17 protein-coding genes are annotated in these 17,838 nt (G+C 39.2%); 12 read left to right on the forward strand and 5 right to left on the reverse strand.

Features of this window, described 5'->3' with window-relative positions; translation table 11 throughout:
• Positions 1 to 190: 190 nt before the first annotated feature.
• Both SY85_RS03900 and ispE read left to right on the forward strand, forming a co-directional pair.
• Positions 191 to 787, forward strand: coding sequence for a bifunctional nuclease family protein (locus SY85_RS03900; RefSeq protein ID WP_066401893.1), 597 nt, complete (start codon positions 191 to 193; stop codon positions 785 to 787).
• 89 nt (positions 788 to 876) lie between these two features.
• The gene (gene ispE / locus SY85_RS03905) at positions 877 to 1,695 is read left to right on the forward strand and encodes a 4-(cytidine 5'-diphospho)-2-C-methyl-D-erythritol kinase (RefSeq protein ID WP_066401894.1); all 819 of its coding nucleotides are present in this window, start codon (positions 877 to 879) and stop codon (positions 1,693 to 1,695) included.
• Here ispE and SY85_RS03910 read toward each other — a convergent pair.
• A complete protein-coding gene (locus tag SY85_RS03910) occupies positions 1,688 to 2,176 on the reverse strand; it encodes a VOC family protein (RefSeq protein ID WP_066401895.1) in 489 nt (162 codons plus the stop codon). The two genes, ispE and SY85_RS03910, sit on opposite strands and share 8 nt — an antisense overlap.
• A 149-nt stretch (positions 2,177 to 2,325) precedes the next feature.
• Between SY85_RS03910 and rocD the strand changes: the two genes are divergently transcribed.
• Positions 2,326 to 3,558: an ornithine--oxo-acid transaminase gene (gene rocD, locus SY85_RS03915; protein WP_066401896.1), complete on the forward strand. Its 1,233-nt coding sequence runs from the start codon at positions 2,326 to 2,328 to the stop codon at positions 3,556 to 3,558.
• 50 nt (positions 3,559 to 3,608) lie between these two features.
• On the opposite strand, the gene SY85_RS03920 is transcribed toward rocD, so the two are convergent.
• Positions 3,609 to 4,010: a hypothetical protein gene (locus SY85_RS03920; RefSeq protein WP_066401897.1), complete on the reverse strand. Its 402-nt coding sequence runs from the start codon at positions 4,008 to 4,010 to the stop codon at positions 3,609 to 3,611.
• Between the two features lie 630 nt (positions 4,011 to 4,640).
• On the opposite strand from SY85_RS03920, the gene SY85_RS03925 reads away from it, so the two are divergent.
• The 7 genes from SY85_RS03925 (at position 4,641) to coaE (ending at position 10,680) form a co-directional block, all read left to right on the forward strand.
• Positions 4,641 to 4,922 carry a co-chaperone GroES gene (locus SY85_RS03925; RefSeq protein ID WP_066401898.1) on the forward strand — a complete coding sequence of 94 codons (282 nt, stop codon included), beginning with the start codon at positions 4,641 to 4,643 and terminating at the stop codon, positions 4,920 to 4,922.
• Positions 4,923 to 5,056: 134 nt separating this feature from the next.
• Positions 5,057 to 6,694: a chaperonin GroEL gene (gene groL / locus SY85_RS03930; protein ID WP_066401899.1), complete on the forward strand. Its 1,638-nt coding sequence runs from the start codon at positions 5,057 to 5,059 to the stop codon at positions 6,692 to 6,694.
• A 684-nt stretch (positions 6,695 to 7,378) separates the two neighbouring features.
• Entirely contained in the window at positions 7,379 to 8,077 is a 699-nt protein-coding gene (locus tag SY85_RS03935) for an outer membrane beta-barrel protein (RefSeq protein WP_066401900.1), read from the forward strand.
• 105 nt (positions 8,078 to 8,182) lie between these two features.
• The gene (gene nusB, locus SY85_RS03940) at positions 8,183 to 9,109 is read left to right on the forward strand and encodes a transcription antitermination factor NusB (RefSeq protein ID WP_066401901.1); all 927 of its coding nucleotides are present in this window, start codon (positions 8,183 to 8,185) and stop codon (positions 9,107 to 9,109) included.
• Between the two features lie 44 nt (positions 9,110 to 9,153).
• Positions 9,154 to 9,612 carry a DUF1573 domain-containing protein gene (locus tag SY85_RS03945; RefSeq protein ID WP_066401902.1) on the forward strand — a complete coding sequence of 153 codons (459 nt, stop codon included), beginning with the start codon at positions 9,154 to 9,156 and terminating at the stop codon, positions 9,610 to 9,612.
• A 22-nt stretch (positions 9,613 to 9,634) separates the two neighbouring features.
• On the forward strand, positions 9,635 to 9,961 hold the full coding sequence (gene yajC / locus SY85_RS03950; protein ID WP_066401903.1) for a preprotein translocase subunit YajC: 327 nt from the start codon (positions 9,635 to 9,637) through the stop codon (positions 9,959 to 9,961).
• A 125-nt stretch (positions 9,962 to 10,086) separates the two neighbouring features.
• A complete protein-coding gene (gene coaE / locus SY85_RS03955; RefSeq protein WP_066401904.1) occupies positions 10,087 to 10,680 on the forward strand; it encodes a dephospho-CoA kinase in 594 nt (197 codons plus the stop codon).
• On the opposite strand, the gene SY85_RS03960 is transcribed toward coaE, so the two are convergent.
• Together SY85_RS03960 and SY85_RS03965 are read right to left on the reverse strand one after the other, a co-directional pair.
• Positions 10,681 to 11,871: a pyridoxal phosphate-dependent aminotransferase gene (locus SY85_RS03960; protein ID WP_066401905.1), complete on the reverse strand. Its 1,191-nt coding sequence runs from the start codon at positions 11,869 to 11,871 to the stop codon at positions 10,681 to 10,683.
• A gap of 37 nt (positions 11,872 to 11,908) precedes the next feature.
• Positions 11,909 to 13,216, reverse strand: coding sequence for a serine hydrolase (locus SY85_RS03965; protein ID WP_082886286.1), 1,308 nt, complete (start codon positions 13,214 to 13,216; stop codon positions 11,909 to 11,911).
• A gap of 460 nt (positions 13,217 to 13,676) precedes the next feature.
• Here SY85_RS03965 and secDF point away from each other — a divergent pair, with 460 nt between their 5' ends.
• A complete protein-coding gene (gene secDF / locus SY85_RS03970) occupies positions 13,677 to 16,754 on the forward strand; it encodes a protein translocase subunit SecDF (protein WP_066401907.1) in 3,078 nt (1,025 codons plus the stop codon).
• 100 nt (positions 16,755 to 16,854) lie between these two features.
• Here the strand turns inward: secDF and SY85_RS03975 are convergent, their stop codons facing one another.
• Entirely contained in the window at positions 16,855 to 17,199 is a 345-nt protein-coding gene (locus SY85_RS03975; RefSeq protein WP_066401908.1) for a HesB/IscA family protein, read from the reverse strand.
• A gap of 101 nt (positions 17,200 to 17,300) precedes the next feature.
• On the opposite strand from SY85_RS03975, the gene SY85_RS03980 reads away from it, so the two are divergent.
• Positions 17,301 to 17,801: a DUF7935 family protein gene (locus SY85_RS03980; protein WP_066401909.1), complete on the forward strand. Its 501-nt coding sequence runs from the start codon at positions 17,301 to 17,303 to the stop codon at positions 17,799 to 17,801.
• Positions 17,802 to 17,838: the final 37 nt, after the last annotated feature.

The raw sequence follows: 17,838 nt of genomic DNA on the forward strand, positions 1-17,838 counted from the left end.
ACTTTTCAAAATGCCACGGTTCAATACCGTGGCATTTTATTTATATAGTTAACAAGGTTCTACTTTTAAAGTCTCAGCCATTTAACCAATAGCAATCCCAGCCTGAATTCTGAGGTACTGACAGGGCTCATTAGGAAGAAATGGCATAAAATCAGTAGGTTTGTAGCTTGTAGAAAAGCATTGAATAAGCATGAGAAAAATAGAATTGGAAATTGTGGCCCTATCGCATAGCATTACCCAAACCCATTCATATGCGGTTGTGTTAGGGGAAGTTAATGGATTAAGACGTTTACCAATTGTAATTGGTGGCTTTGAAGCACAAGCTATAGCAGTAGCCTTGGAAAAAATGCAACCCAGCCGTCCTTTAACACATGATTTAATGAAAAATTTCATGTCAGCTTTTAATATAGAGCTGCACGAAATCATCATATCTGACCTTCAAGAAGGAATATTTTACTCAAAACTTGTTTGCTCTTCCGACAACGATACGATTGAAATAGACAGCCGCACTTCAGACGCTCTTGCCTTAGCCGTTCGATTTGGCTGCCCGGTATACACCTATGAACATATTTTGGAAAGTGCGGGTATAATGATGGAAGATACGGGTACCTCCAAACGCCGCAGAGGTGAAGAAGAACAACCCCATCCTATTAGCAGTGGCAATAAAGATGACCTTAAGTCTATGACTTTAGAAGATCTGGAAACTTTATTAAGCGAGGTACTGGAACAAGAAGATTATATACGCGCCATTGCCATTCGTGATGAATTAAACAGCCGCAGGAAGTAATAGAACTAGGATTGATTGGATTATTACTGATTAATCGGGAAATAATACTACTCCTCAAAATCCTTGAAATCCTATAATCATAGTTCTCCATGATTCTTTTCCCCAACTGTAAGATCAATCTTGGCTTGCACATCCTGCAAAAAAGGGCAGATGGTTTTCATGATTTAGAAACCGTTTTCTACCCTATTGCTATACAAGATGCCCTGGAGGTAATACATGGCAACATCAATTCTGATATACAATTTACTTCATCAGGGATCCATTTAGATGTAACTGCCGCAGACAATATTTGTGTAAAAGCCTACCAATTACTAAAAAAAGACTTCCCAAACCTGCCCCCTGTTAAAATGCATTTGCACAAAACAATTCCATCTGGTGCAGGCTTAGGTGGTGGTAGTGCAGATGGCGCTTTTACCCTATTGGTGTTGAATAAAAAGTTCAACTTGCAACTGACAGAACAGCAGCTTATTAAGTATGCTTTACAATTAGGTAGTGATTGCCCTTTTTTTATAAAAAACAAGCCTTGTTATGCAACAGGACGTGGCGAAAACCTAGAGTCTATCGACTTACCGTTATCTAATTACCAGTTTGTTATTGTTAATCCCGGCATCCATATCAATACAGGCTGGGCCTTTAAGCAATTAAACCCACGCGCAGATCGTACTTCTATAAAAGAGGTGATTCAGCAACCAATACTCCAATGGAAAGAAGTATTGGTCAATGATTTTGAAGTTCCTATTTTTCAAGCCTATCCCGAAATAGAAGCCATTCAAAGGACTTTATACCAAGCAGGAGCTGTTTATGCTGCTATGTCCGGCAGCGGATCTACCGTATTTGGAATATTTGAGAAAAGCAAAACGCCAGAACTTTCATTTCCAGAACATTATTTTGTAAGGCCCGTTAGCTAATGGCTAGCTGCATTAAATCGTTTAGATCCAGTGCTTCCGTAACCATTTGTAAGTTTCCCTGTGCATCCGAAGGCCATTCCTCTTTGGGGCGATCCCAATACAGTTCTACTCCATTTTTATCCGGATCATTTAAATATATAGCCTGTGAAACACCATGATCGGCTGCGCCACTCAATGGATAATTTGCTTCTACAAGTCGTTTTAGTGCAATAGCCAGATCTTTCCTAGTGGGGTATAATATGGCCAAATGATATAGCCCTGCCGATTTAACGGGTGCAGGACCTGCATTCTTACTGTGCCAGGTATTTAATCCAATATGGTGATGATAACCGCCGGCAGAAATGAACACAGCACTATCGCCATACGTCTGTGTAATTTCAAAGCCTAAAAGTCCCACATAAAACCGCAAGGCATGCTCCAGGTCGGCTACCTTTAAGTGTACATGTCCAATCTTAGTTGCGGGTGGAATTTTATATTCCATTTTTGTTACTTTTGTTTCAGTTTAATAACTATGCAGCTATCATTCCTATCTCAGAATCTTGACCTTCTTAACCACTAGGGTTATCAGCTGCCTCACTCTTCTTTTTATTATACTACCCTATTTCATTTACTACTTTAAATTTACTAAATATGCAAACAACCTTACCGGTGCTGCATGACACTCAATATTATTTAGACCTTGAAGAAAAATATGGTGCCCATAACTATCATCCCCTACCGGTTGTACTTACACGAGGCGAAGGTGTTCATTTGTGGGATGTAGAAGGCAAACAGTATTATGATTTTCTAAGTGGATACTCAGCTGTAAATCAAGGTCATTGCCATCCTAAGATCATAGCAGCCTTAATTGAACAAGCACAAAAACTTACACTAACCAGCAGAGCTTTCCATAGCGACCTGCTTGGTGAATACGAGCAGTATATAACAGCCTTCTTTGGTTACGATAAAGTACTGCCGATGAACTCTGGCGTAGAAGCCGTAGAAACAGCCATTAAGCTTGCCCGCCGTTGGGGCTATACCGAAAAGGGCATTCCTGATCAGCAAGCAAAAATGATTGTTTGCCAAGGCAACTTTCATGGTCGCACTTCTACAGTAATTTCTTTTAGTACAGACCCTTCATCTTATAGCAAGTTTGGTCCCTACATGCCGGGCTTTATTCAAATCCCCTATAATGACCTCACTGCATTGGCAGAGGCCTTAAAAGACAACACTGTTGCTGGCTTTATGGTTGAGCCCATTCAAGGTGAGGCCGGGGTGGTAGTTCCAGATGAAGGATACCTGAGCAAGGCCTATCAGCTATGCCAAGAGGCCAATGTGTTATTTATGGCAGATGAAATTCAAACTGGATTGTGCCGTACGGGTAAGATGCTTGCTTGCGACCATGAAAACGTACATCCAGACATTTTAATACTAGGAAAGGCTTTAAGTGGCGGTACATTACCTGTAAGTGCTGTACTGGCCAATGACTCCATTATGCTGTCCATAAAACCAGGTGAGCATGGTTCTACTTATGGTGGTAACCCTCTGGCTTGTAAAGTGTCCATTGCCTCGTTAGAAGTATTAAAGGAAGAAAACATGGCAGAAAGAGCGGAGGAGTTAGGTGCCTACTTCCGGGAGCGATTACAAAACCTTAATTCCCCTCATTTAAAACTAGTACGTGGAAAAGGACTTCTGAATGCTATAGTGGTACAACATGCCGAAAAAGAAGCTGCCTGGAAATTATGTCTATTATTAAAAGAGAATGGATTATTAGCAAAGCCTACTCATGGCGACAAAATCCGCTTTGCTCCACCGTTAGTGATCACAAAAACCGAGTTAGATGAATGTATAGATATCATAGACCGCAGTCTTCAACAGCTGTAAATAATAAAGCCCCTTCAAAGGGGCTTTATTATTAAAGTATTTAAAAAAAGTTATTCTGTTTCCTGTACTTGTTTAACCTTTGTTTTTGTGAGCATAACTGCTAACAACATACAAAAGGCGGCCACTAAAACTACATAAAAAGCAGGCTGTCTTTCTGGACACACGCCACCATGACAAATTGAGATGATCAGGAAATTTCGTACGCTCCATGCCAAATTAAATGCTGCCGCAAACAACGCGGCTTTTCGCGTCCAATCTTTAGCAACCACTAAGAATAGCGCAAAAAGGGCTGACAAAACAAAATTGAGATAGCCTGGCTTACCAAAGGCTGTACCCGTTGAATCTACTCCACTCACTACGATATTCTTTGCAGGAATAGTAACCCATGGATAAAAACAAGCTATAACTAAAACAATGGCGGCGAATAAGCCAAACCATACAAATCGACTCATGCGGCGAATATAGTTAAAAGAAGAGCTATGGGGAGCAATTGTTATATTGGTTTATAGTTGATATAGCGTGATACGTAAAAGGTGAGAACCGGCTGAGCGCTATTAGCTGCAAGAAAAGAGTAAGCAATTCAGCGGACGACTTTTCACGGTTCCGATATAACATTCCAAACCAACCAAGCGATATTTTCCTACCCTTCTACCCATTTAGTGAATCTTTAGTCGCATCCATTTGTCTAACCTTTTCCCTATTCTTTGGAACATCCATCATCGCCCTTGACTCAGGACTTCTTCGGGGATCCTTCGGGAATCCTTCGAGATTGCTTTGGTAATTCCCGAAGGATTCCCGAACAAAAGGCGACTATGGGTGCAGTGATTCCAAAGAAAATAGTAAAAAAACACACTCTCTTATTTACTCAGCTATAGATCCAATTTAGACAGTGTGATTATACACAACAATGCAATTTTGACACATAAACTGAAAAAAAGAAAGGTTAAACAAACTTAAACTAGCTGTTAACGTCAGTAAACTGCAATTTTTTCCGGTTATGACGCGGTGGCATAGTATTCGTTTACCTTTGCCCGTCCGTATTTCACGGAATTTCAAAACTTAAACCAATAAATCATACACGTATGGCTAACAAAGTAAATGTTACCCCTCTGCATGACAGAGTAATTGTGAAACCGGCTGCTGCAGAAGAAAAGACCGCCGGAGGTATCATTATCCCTGACACAGCTAAAGAAAAACCACAGCGTGGTGTTGTAGTAGCTGCTGGTCCTGGTAAAAAAGACGAGCCTGTAACAGTTAAGGAAGGCGATACTGTTCTATACGGTAAATACGCTGGAACTGAGATCTCAATTGAAGGTAATGATTACCTGATCATGAGAGAAAGTGACATTTTAGCAATTGTGTAAAATATAGCTTTGAGCTTCTAGCCACGAGCTACAAGTAATTTTTCTCACAGTTCACGGCTCATAGCTCGCAGCTAACTTCAAAAAATACCTTAACCACTCATTCAATTTTTAAACAATTTCAAACTACATAAGTTATGGCTAAACAACTGTTTTTCGAAACGGATGCTCGTAATAAAATGAAAAAAGGCGTTGATGTTTTAGCAAACGCTGTAAAAGTGACTTTAGGACCTAAAGGTCGTAACGTTGTTATCGAGAAAAAATTTGGTGCTCCTGCCGTTACTAAAGACGGTGTTACAGTAGCAAAAGAAATCGAACTAGAAGATGCTATTGAGAACATGGGTGCTCAAATGGTAAAAGAAGTAGCTTCTAAAACAGCTGATATTGCTGGTGATGGTACTACTACTGCTACCGTTTTAGCCCAGGCTATTATTACTGAAGGTTTAAAGAACGTAGCAGCAGGTGCCAACCCAATGGACCTGAAGCGCGGTATTGACAAAGCGGTTAAAGCGGTGATTGAAAACCTGCGTTCTCAATCACAAACTGTTGGTAACGACAACCAAAAGATTGAGCAAGTAGCTACAATCTCTGCTAACAACGATAGCGAGATTGGTAAGCTGATCGCTCAAGCAATGGAAAAAGTTTCCAAAGATGGTGTTATCACTATTGAAGAAGCTAAAGGTATCGAAACAACGGTTGACGTTGTAGAAGGTATGCAATTTGACCGTGGTTACATCTCTCCTTACTTTGTAACCAACAGCGAAAAAATGCAAGCTGAGCTGGATAACCCATACATCCTGATCTATGACAAAAAGATCAGCAGCATGAAGGATATCCTGCACATCTTAGAAAAAGTAGCTCAACAAGGCGCTCCATTAGTGATCATCTCTGAAGATCTGGAAGGTGAAGCATTGGCTACTTTAGTAGTAAACAAACTGCGTGGTACTTTACGCGTTGCATCTGTTAAAGCTCCAGGCTTTGGCGACCGCAGAAAAGAAATGCTGCAAGATATTGCTATCCTGACTAAAGGTATCGTGATCTCTGAAGAGCAAGGTTATAAATTAGAGAACGCTGATCTGACTTACTTAGGTAGAGCTGAGCGCGTAGTTATTGATAAAGACAACACTACAATTGTTGGCGGTAAAGGTGAGCACAGCGATATCCAAAACCGTATCAATCAAATCAAATCTCAGATCGAGAACACAACTTCGGATTACGACCGTGAAAAATTACAAGAGCGTTTAGCTAAGTTAAGCGGTGGTGTGGCTGTATTACATGTTGGTGCTGCTACAGAAGTAGAAATGAAAGAAAAGAAAGACCGCGTAGACGATGCTTTACACGCTACTCGTGCAGCTGTTGAAGAAGGTATCGTACCAGGTGGTGGTGTAGCTTATGTTCGTGCAATTGAATTTTTAGGCAATATTGATACATTCAACGAAGACGAAGCTACCGGTGTCCAAATCGTTCGCCGTGCTTTAGAAGAACCTTTACGCCAAATCGTAGCCAATGCTGGTATTGAAGGTAGCGTAGTGGTAAACAAAGTTCGTGAAGGAAAAGCTGACTTTGGTTTCAATGCCCGTACTGAGCAGTATGAGAACCTGATTGGTGCTGGTGTTATTGACCCAACTAAAGTAAGCCGTATTGCCTTAGAGAATGCTGCTTCTATTGCAGGTATGTTGTTAACTACAGAATGTGTAGTAGCTGACAAACCAGAACCTAAATCTGCTGCTGGTGCTCCTGCTGGAATGCCAGGCGGAATGGGTATGGATTATTAATCGCATACTTTGTGGAGATGAATTAGTTTCCGCAAACTTTATAGAAACCTCATCCGTTGATGAGGTTTCTTTTTTATACAAAAAATATTTTTCAGCTCTGCCAGAACATTCTATTTATTGTTTTAGTATCTTGAAGTTCACCAACTGTTTCCTACGTCAACACAATGATCTAGATTGGATTATTGCGCCACGATCAATCCCCTTTGAGTTTTTTTAATTATTTGTTTATTTTAAAAAACAAACGCGTATGTGGAACAAACTATTTAGCTGGTTCAGAAAGACCTTTGTCGGGAGCACAAAGAAGAATAAAAAGGGCTTCAATGTAGATAATCCTTTTTTGATTTTGTAAGGCTGATCCTTACATGTAAAGCAGTTGGAGTATAGTATTTCTTTTCAAAAGAAAATGTTCTAAAAGCTTGACACAAAAAGCTGTTTTTTTTACTTTCGTCTCACAGTTGTTTAGGAATCCAATTCCTACCCATCGCCTGTTAGTCTTTCCGGGAAGAATTTTGTATCCTGGGCGGAGAGTATCACGGGTCACGTGATTCGGGCTGAAGCCAACTTGAATAAAAATTTTAAACCCCACCTAACCAGTGGGGTTTTTGCTATTCTAGAAATTTATTTTTTCATTTCGTTAAACTTTTGGCAAGTCATTTGTTCAAAGAGACCAAAACTGTACGATATATGAAAATGAGATCCGTTTCTGTAGGAGTAACCCTTTTGTTATGTTCTTTCTTTAGTGCGTCTGCGCAATCGAGTGGTCAGCTACGTGCTGGTGTAAACCTGGCTAATGTTTCTGTAACGGATGATGGGCATGTGAATGATGCTAAAATGCTTACATCATTTCAGGTAGGCTTTATCGGTGATTTTCCATTGGCTGGAAGCATCTTATCTGTACAACCAGGTCTCTTATTTACTGGTAAAGGTTCTAAAACTGAGTCTGGCAATCCTAATGGCAGTTTTTATTCTAAAGCCACGACCAATCCTTATTATGTGGAAGTGCCAGTAAACTTGGTGGCAAAATTACCTCTTGGTGGTGGTAGTCGCTTCTTTGTAGGTGGGGGTGCATACGGAGCTATTGGTGTAGCTGGTAAAACAAAAATTGAGAACAAGACACCTTTTACAACCACTAATGCTGAAAAAACCATTAAATTCTCCAATGACGATCCTACCACATTAGATTATGAAGAGGGTGCAGGCTTTGGCATTATGAAGCGCTTTGATTATGGTCTAAATGGTACGGCTGGTATTGAAGGCAAATCTGTTGTTTTAGGTGTTAACTATGGTTTGGGGCTTGCCAAACTACAATCTGGAACAGAAAGCAATGACGATAACAAGAATAAACACAGGGTATTAAGCATTACACTTGGCTTTAAGTTGTAAAGAAAGTTTTACCACTATTTTATAAAACGGCTGCCTAAACAGCCGTTCTTTCATTTCAGGAAGTCTTTGTTCCTTACTATCTTCGCCGCCCAAATAGTTCTTATCATGATCAGCAGACGGAATATACGGGTAAAAGTGATGCAGACTTTGTATACGTTGAGTACCCTAGAGAATAATGTGAAGCCCGGCGAACCCCAAAAGCTTTTACAAAAGCATTTTGACCAATCAAAAGACTTACTCCAATACCTACTTTATTTTGTTACAGAGATAGGTATGTATGCTGAAACTGATTCCTACGCGCGTAGCAGCAAGCATTTACCTTCTGTAGAAGACTTAAATGTTAACACTAAGATTGCAGGTAATGAGTGGCTTTGGAAGATTAAAGAAGATGCTTCATTAAAAGCGGAATGGGAAAGTTCTAATGTAAACCTGCGCATTGATCGTGATTTATTACGCAAACTCTATATTCAGCTAACCAACACTGATATTTATAAGCGCTATATCTCCACTCCTTCCAGAGAAAAAAATGAAGAAAAAGAGATTGCCAACTATATTTTCGAAGAACTGCTACTTCCTAATGAATCATTTATTTCCCATTTAGAAGAGGTTTATAGCAACTGGGACGATGATGGTGAAATGGTTGTACAATTAGTAAAAGGCGTTTTACAAAAACCTGGCAGCGCAGATCTTGGTCAATTTATAGGTGGCGACAAGTTGCAATTTGCCAAGAGCCTTTTATCGACAGTAATAGAGAAAAACGAACACCTGGAGAGCTACATACTTCCTAAACTTAAAAACTGGGATGCAGAGCGTTTGGCAGCATTGGATTTAATCCTGATGAAAATGGGAGTAGCGGAGTTCCTTTATTTTGAAACAATACCACCTAAGGTAACCATTAACGAATATATTGAACTAGCTAAAGACTATAGCACTCAGCAAAGTGGTCAGTTTGTAAATGGCATTCTGGATAATATACACAAAGAGTTAGTGCAGGAAGGAAAATTACAGAAAACAGCATTTAAGAAAGCTTAAAACAATTCCTGTTACATTTGTACCTCAAACTGTTTTTAATCAATATGAAACAAGCCCTAATCATTCTTGCAGGCAGCTTCATTTTATACAGCTGCTCCAGCAATGATGCTTCAGCTACAGCAAAAGCTAAACATGACTCAGTACAACATGCACAAATGTTAGATGCTGTAAATGATTCTGCTAACTATACTTCTATCCAATGGGTAGACTCTATTCATCAGGAATTGGGAAAAGTACAGGAAGGTAGTGTTGTTGAAGTAACCTGGAAATTTAAAAACACTGGCAATAAGCCTTTAATCATTGCTTCTGTTAACCCTGGTTGCGGCTGTACCGTTGCCGACAAGCCTGAAGAGCCTGTTGCTCCTGGTGCAGAGAGTGTTATCAAAGCTAAGTTTGACAGTAAAGGTCGTGAAGGTCAGCAACGTAAAGATGTGTATGTTACAGCTAATACTAATCCTAACATGCAGACACTGTCTTTTGCTGTAGACGTTCAAAAGAAATAATTCAATTACTAATATCTCAATCATGTATCTTTTACAAGCACAGGCTCCAGGATTTGGAGGATTTCAGTTTATATTCTTAGGCTTAATGATCCTTGTTTTCTGGTTGTTTTTCATTCGTCCTCAAGCTAAAAAAGCAAAGAGTCAAAAAACGTTTATTGATAACCTGCAGAAAGGTGACAAAGTAGTTACGATTGCTGGCATTCATGGCACCATCAATAAAGTAAATGAAGATGGCACAATTAGCCTGGAGATCAATCCTGGAAGCTATATCAAAATAGAAAAGAGTGCTATTTCATTGGAGTGGACAACCCAACTGAATAAACCAGCTGCTACTACTCCAGCTAAATAGAACGAAGAATTTATAGATCATTTGATTATTTAGAAAGCTGTCTTTACGACAGCTTTCTTCTTTTATACAATAGAAAGCTCTAATTTTCCCTTTCTCATCATACAACTACTTTAATCTAGCTCTATATGATTCTAAAGATTGGTCTTACAGGAGGTATTGGATCCGGTAAATCAACTGTAGCAAAAGTTTTTGAATTGCTAGGTATCCCTGTTTATTATGCAGATACTGCATCAAAACTTCTGTATCAAACCAATCAGGAATTGATGTCTTCAATAAAAAAATACTTTGGTGAAGAGATGTATGAAGGAGGCAATTTAAATAGAAGTAAACTAGCAGCAGCAGTATTTGGAAATGATGAAAAGCTGCAATTACTCAATAGTCTTGTCCACCCTCCTACTATAAAAGATGCAGAGGATTGGATGGCTAAACAAACGGCCCCCTATATTATTAAAGAAGCTGCCCTGCTATTTGAAGCTGGCTCTGCAAGTGGCTTAGATTATATAATTGGAGTACAAGCACCAAAACATTTACGGCTGAAAAGAGCGATGGACAGGGATGGCGCTACAAGAGAAGATATTTTAAACAGGATGAATCGCCAGATAGATGAAACTATAAAAATGCGTCTAAGCGACTTTGTTATTAGGAATGATGAACAGGAATTGGTTATACCTCAAGTGATTTCTTTGCATAACCAACTCCTGCAACTTGCTGCCAATTAATTAACGCAGCTTACTTAATGCCTCATTTAAGCGGCCAAAACCTTTTTCAATATTAGCCGTACTGTTAGCAAAGGAAAGACGCAGGCAACGGTCATCACCAAACGCTGACCCGGTTACCGTAGATACGTGGCCTTTGTTTAACAGGTACATAGCTAGGTCGCTGCTATTTTCAATAACGTCTTCACCATCGCTTTTACCAAAATAGTAATCTACACAAGGAAATGCATAAAAGGCACCATCGGGTTCCGTAAATTCCAATCCCTTAATACCTCTCAACAACTGCATTACGCGCTCTTTCCTACGAGCAAATTCAGCTACCATGGCCATTGTTGCATCTAACGGTGAAGTAAGAGCAACTATAGCAGCACGCTGTGTAATAGCGTTAGTACCACTAGTAAACTGCCCTTGGATTTTATCACAAGCCTTTGCGATTTCTTTAGGTGCTGCCAGGTAACCCAATCTCCATCCAGTCATGGCAAAACCTTTACTCAATCCATTGATCACAATGGTGCGATCTTTCATTTCTTCGAATTGAGCAATGCTTTCTGTGCGACCATTGTAATTAATGTATTCATAGATCTCGTCAGAGATCACCAATACCTGCGGATGTTTTTTAAATACTTCCACCAGAGCGGCTAACTCCTTTTTACTGTAAACAGCACCACTTGGATTACAAGGTGAAGAGTAGATGAAAAGTTTGGTCTTTGGAGTTATAGATGCCTCCAGTTGTTCTGGGGTAATTTTATAGCCTGATTCTACTGTGGTTTTAATGAGTTTCACCTCGCCCTGTGCCAGTTGCACCAACGCAGCGTAAGTAACCCAGAAAGGCGTAGGTATAATTACTTCATCACTTTGGTCTACCACGCTTAAGATGGCATTGGCCAAACTTTGCTTGGCACCAGTAGAAACTACAATATTTTCAGGTGTATAAAAAAGGTTATTATCTCTTTTAAACTTTTGGCAAATAGCCTCACGTAAATCTAAATAACCTGCTACCGGTGTATAATGGCTCCAGTTTTCATCGATGGCTTGCTTGGCGGCATCCTTAATATGCTGAGGCGTATCAAAGTCAGGCTCACCTAAGCTCAAGTCAACAATGTCAATACCTTGGGCTCGGAGTTCACGGCCAAGTTTGGCCATTTTCAGTGTTTCCGGTTCGTTGAATCGTGTAAGTAATGTTGATAATTGCATGCAATCGGTGTTATCAAAAGGGCAAATGTAATAACTTCTATTGGCCGTAGTTCATTTTAAACGAAGTTAAATCGGGCAAATGCTTTCGCACACGTGTTTTCTCGTAGCCATAAATCACCTCACCCAGGTGTTTCATAAAGGGAAAACCTACTTGATCATAATCATACTTATCATCATTATAGATTCCATCTGAGTTACAATGAATAACGGCACTTAATAGGAACTCAATATTATTTTCAAAATCGACTATATAGGCGGCATCAATTAAAAACCCGTAAGCATCACCTACTTTATTAAAAACGCGGATATTGGGATTTACTGGATCTTTAGAGCCATATAACAAAAACTTCACATAGGCATCATTATGGGTACTATCAAATGAAGGAAACACAGATTCTTTAGGGTACATAGACATATAGTTGTACAAAAATTGGTAGTCATCTGCTGTTAATTGAAACCGTTGTTTTTGAGGTACGTCATTGGGGAATAACACAGATTGTAGAATAGAATGCAGGTCTATTAATGTTAGCCTGTTTTTCATTGAGAAATCAAACGGTTTATGAACCAGTTTATCGTCACTATAATAACCAACCCCTAAAAGATTTGTACGTTTTTGATAAGATAAATTACTTCTTATCAATGGCTGCTGGTAGATAACCTGGCCACTTGTGTCAGCAAAAAAGACCGGATTAGTATGCCTGTTTTGTTCTTCATTCAAAGCAATATTTAAACGGTGTATGATTTGTGTTTGATCATAACCCATCTTAGCCAACTTATCATTTAAATATTCTTGCCCTAAAAATTCATATAAACGATTAAAGGCTTCATTATCACTAACCAGCAAAATCTTTTTTATATAGTGTGCAATGGTTGGACGGCCATCAGGAGTTGTCGGATCATTATATACACTTGTTTGTCCTGGGTAGTCCGCCTCCGTTACCATTGTTGTATTTCTATCCAACCCTTTTATATTTAATTCATTCAGCTTCTGCAATGCTAAAACAGCCGCTGGCAACTTCACCGTTGAGGCTGGGTAGTAATAGTTTGAGGGGTTTATGTTGTAATAATAATGCTTAAATGATGGCTTATTTTTCTCATCCCGGTCAATTTGGGTATATATAATCTGGATTTGCCAAATTTTCGGATTTGCCAAAAGTGTGTCAAAATACTGTGGGTAAGAATGTAATAGATTGGCCAGAAATGCATCAGTTTTTGAAGAAGAGTCAGATGTTTTTAAATGCTCCTTGATTTCCATAGCTGGCGTTATTGAATGTTTGGCAGAGCTACATGAAAATAGGATAAACAGGGTAATGGATAATCCTATATTTAATGACCTTGTTTTCATTAAGAGTGAAATTAAATCTTATTCATTTAAAGCAAAAAGAATCGGTATGCTATGCCCCTACTTATAATGGAGTCATAGGATCAGCTTGAAAAATACCTGTAATTAGATATCACCAGAATATTACCTCCACTTGTCTTTTTATTAAAAATAGTATTTACATTAAGCTTTAAAAAAAATGCCGTTTAAGGTCTTTGTCATGCTATAATACGCTACCTTTCTATGCTTTTTAAAGAATTCTCCGGTTGACTTAAATCAATAAGAATCATTAAATTATGTAGCTAAAAAAACGCTGAAACAGCTACCTTTTTGAAAGATTTTTTCATTACTTAAATCAACTCAATCCTTACATTGCTGATTATCAACTATTTAACTCATGTTTAGAAATTGCTAATCATCGAGCTCTGCAGGGGTGGAATTCAAGTTGAAAAAGCTATATTTGCCAACTCTAAAAAAACCGTGTATGCAACTGAAAGGCTTGGTTCGCTTTTTTACCATCCTACTAATCCTTTATTCTATTTATGAATTATCTTTTACATGGGTTGTTCGTGGCCATGAAAAGAAGATGGAGGCAAAGGCCCAACAATTTGTAAATGCGAATTACGCAAATGCACCTGCTGATGTGCGTGATCAAGCGTTTAAAGATCGCTTAAAGCGTTTATTAGACAGTACTCGAGATGAGACTGTACACTATGGTCCTACAGGAAAAATCTCCTATCAACAAGCCAAAGAGAACGAGTTAAACCTTGGTCTTGACCTACAAGGCGGTATCAACGTAACAATGGAGGTTGAGTTAGCAGGTTTGTTACGCTCAATGGCCAACAATTCAAAAGAGCCAACTTTCAACCAAGCGATTGCTAATGCTGACAAGAAAAAAGCCAACAGTAATGCTGATTTTATCAGCTTATTTGTTGAAGAGTACAAAAAATTAAATCCAAACGGTCGTTTAGCTTCTCTGTTTGCTATTCCTGGCCAGGATCTTATTAAAGTTGGAGACTCTGATGACAAGGTAATTTCTTCAATCCGCCAAGAAGCAAGATCTGCCTTTGACAGAACTTTCCGTGTATTACAACAACGTATTGACCAGTTTGGTGTGGCACAGCCTAACATCAATCCTGATCCAGAACGAGGTATCATCACAGTTGAGCTACCTGGCGTGCAAGATCAAGAGCGTGTACGTAAATACTTACAATCTTCTGCCAACTTACAGTTCTGGGAAGTATATAACATTAGTGAATTAGCTCCTTCTATCCAAAAAGCGGACGAAGCTTTCAAAACTGTAATGGGTGGAAAGAAAGCTAACACTACTACTCCATCAGCCGATACTAGTAAGAAAGCAGATACAGCCACTGCTGTAGCTTCTGCAACAAAAGATACAAGCGTTGGTAGTGTTGCTGATTTACAAAAAACAACGGATACAGCTAAAAACACAACAGCGACAAGTAGCTCTTTGTGGCAGTATATTCAATTCAATATCAACCCACAAAACGGACAGGCAATTGATAATGGTCAGCTTGGTTTTGTAGCTACTAACGATACTTCAATTGTAAGAACACATCTGGAAAACCCTGCTGTACGTAGTGCTTTCCCTGCAGATGTAGTCTTTATGTTTGGTATTCCTGATGTAGTTGAGAACAAAAGAGCTCCATTTGTTGCTCTTTATGCTATAAAAACTTTAGGTCGCGATAAAGCTAAACTGGAAGGTGAATCAGTAGTAGAAGCTCGTTCAGATTACAATCCTACTACTGGTAAGCCAGAGGTTTCAATGCGTATGAACCCTACAGGTGCTCGCATTTGGGCTGATATGACAAGAGCAAATAAAGGTCGTGCTATTGCCATTGTATTAGATAACATCGTTTACTCTGCTCCAAATGTTAATGATGTTATTGAAGGTGGTAATTCTAGCATTTCAGGTTCTTTCTCTCCTGAAGAGGCTAATGACTTATCAAACATTTTAAAAGCAGGTAAATTACCAGCTCCAGCTAAGATTGTTCAAGAACAAGTAGTTGGACCTACTTTGGGTAACGATGCTATCAAAGGCGGTATCTTGGCTTTCGCTATTTCATTTGCAGTGATCTTCATCCTGATGTTGGTTTATTATAACACCAGCGGTTGGGTTGCTAATATTGCTTTGATTCTGAACTTGTTATTTACTATTGGTGTATTAACTGGTTTAGGTGCTACTTTAACAGCTCCTGGTATTGCCGGTTTAGTACTGACCATCGGTATGGCGGTTGATACCAACGTGTTGATCTATGAACGCATTAAAGAAGAGTTAACCAGAGGTAAAAACTATATTCAAGCTGTAAATGAAGGTTATAAGCGTTCATTGCCTCCAGTTCTTGATGGTCACATTACGACCTTATTAACAGCCGTTATCTTGTTCTCTTTTGGTTTGGGTCCTGTAAAAGGTTTTGCTACTACCCAGATCATTGGTATCCTGCTTTCTTTATTCTGCGGTATCCTGGTGAGCCGCTGGGTAACAGATTGGTTTACTAACAAGAGAAAGCATTTGGAATACTTCACTCCTATTTCTCGCAGCATCTTCAAGCATGCTAACTTCCAAATCATTGAAAAACGCAAAATCGCTTATGCTATTTCCTTAGTGGTTTTAGTTTTAGGTATTGCTTCTTTCTTCCATGGTTTTGATTATGGTGTAGAATTCCAAGGTGGTCGCAGCTACGTGGTTCGCTTTGATAAGCCAGTTAATGTTGAGGCAGTTAGACACGATTTAGAAACTGCTTTTGGTGAAAGCCCAATCATTAAAACTATCGGTGGTAACAATCAACTTGATATCACTACAGCTTACCTGATCACTGATACTCGCCCTGGTGTAGATACAGTGGTTGAAAGCAAATTGTTAGAAGGTTTGAAAAACCATTTACCTACAGGTCTTTCATTCAACCAGTTTGACCAAAAGTATAAATTAGGTTCTACAACCGTTTTACCTACTATCTCTGATGACTTGAAGACAGGTGCTAAATGGGCTACTTTCTGGTCTATCCTGATCATTTCGATCTATATCTTCATCCGTTTCCGCGACTGGAGATATTCACTGGGTACTATTGCAGCCTTGTTGCATGACGTTTTAGTAACCTTAATTGTATTCTCGTTCTTTAAAGAGATTGTACCATTCCCACTTGAAATTGATCAGCACTTTATTGCTGCGGTATTGACAGTAATTGGTTTCTCAATGAACGATACGGTGGTAATCTTTGACCGTATTCGTGAATACAGCCGCCAATTGACCGGTCAATCAAAAGAAACCATCATCAACAAGGCCATTAACGATACGCTGAGCCGTACAGTAATGACTTCATTGACAGTATTCTTAACTATCCTGATTCTCTTCATCTTTGGTGGTGAAGTAACCAGAGGTTTTTCCTTTGCGATGTTGATCGGTGTAGTTGTAGGTATCTACTCATCTGTATTTGTTGCGGCTCCAGTTCTTGTAGACTTGGGCGGTAAAAAAGCATTGGGAGAAAACCTGCTGCCAGAAGAAAAACAAAAAACAACTCCTCAGCATGAGACGATTAAATAATCAGTCTTAGCACGATAATAATAAAGCCCCGGATTGCCGGGGCTTTATTATTATATATACAAGTTCAAACTAAGTTCATAAAAGAATATTTCTACTCAAATTAAACAGCAAAGGAACTACCACAACCGCAGGTAGCAGAAGCATTTGGATTTATAAAGGCAAATCCTCTGTTGTTTAACCCATTCTCCCAATCAATCTGCATACCGTACAAATAAAGCTCATGGGCTTTCTCCATAACAAAAGAAACGCCTTCAAACTCATATACTGCATCAGTATCCTTTTTATCATCAAAGCCCAGTACATAGGATAGTCCAGAGCAGCCGCCGCCCTTTACACCTACGCGCAATACCTTGGATGTATCAAAAGAAGGATCACTGTGCAATCTTTTCAGTTCATTTATAGCCCCTTGTGTAAAACTTACCGGGGCTGTTGTTGTCGCTTCCATGCTGCAAAATTATTTGATCTGTAACTAACAAATTAATGCCAATTGTAGTTTACCTGTCATAGTTTCACATCTTCTTTATTTTTGCGCCCATAAATTAAAATATGACAGAAGGAACTATTAGCCTGATATTAGCTGCCTTAGCTTTAATTATTTCAATTACAGCTTTTCTTACCAGTAGAAAACAGCCAGCGGCAGCTCCAATGCCGGATTACAATACTGTTCCGCTGCAATTACAAGCTTATGAACGCCTAGTGCTTTTAGTAGAACGTATCTCTTTACCCAATTTGGTTGGCCGCATGAATCACCCGCATTTATCTTCACGTGAGCTACAGGTACTTTTATTAGAAAATATTAAACAGGAATTTGAATACAATGTTACCCAGCAGGTATATGTAACACAACATGCTTGGAATGCTGTACAGAATCTTAAGGATCAAAATATGCTGATCATTAATCAGGTTGCCAATGTTATGCCGCCCCAATCTACTGGTCATGAATTAAGTCGCCAGTTAATGGAAGTTATTATGAGCCAGGAAGAAAAGGCGCTGCATACTATAGTTTTGGATGCCCTAAACTATGAAGCTAAACGATTATTAAAATAATTCATCTTTCAACCGACCAAGTGTCTATTACATTGCT

The organism is Flavisolibacter tropicus, from assembly GCF_001644645.1.
Lineage (GTDB): Bacteria > Bacteroidota > Bacteroidia > Chitinophagales > Chitinophagaceae > Flavisolibacter > Flavisolibacter tropicus.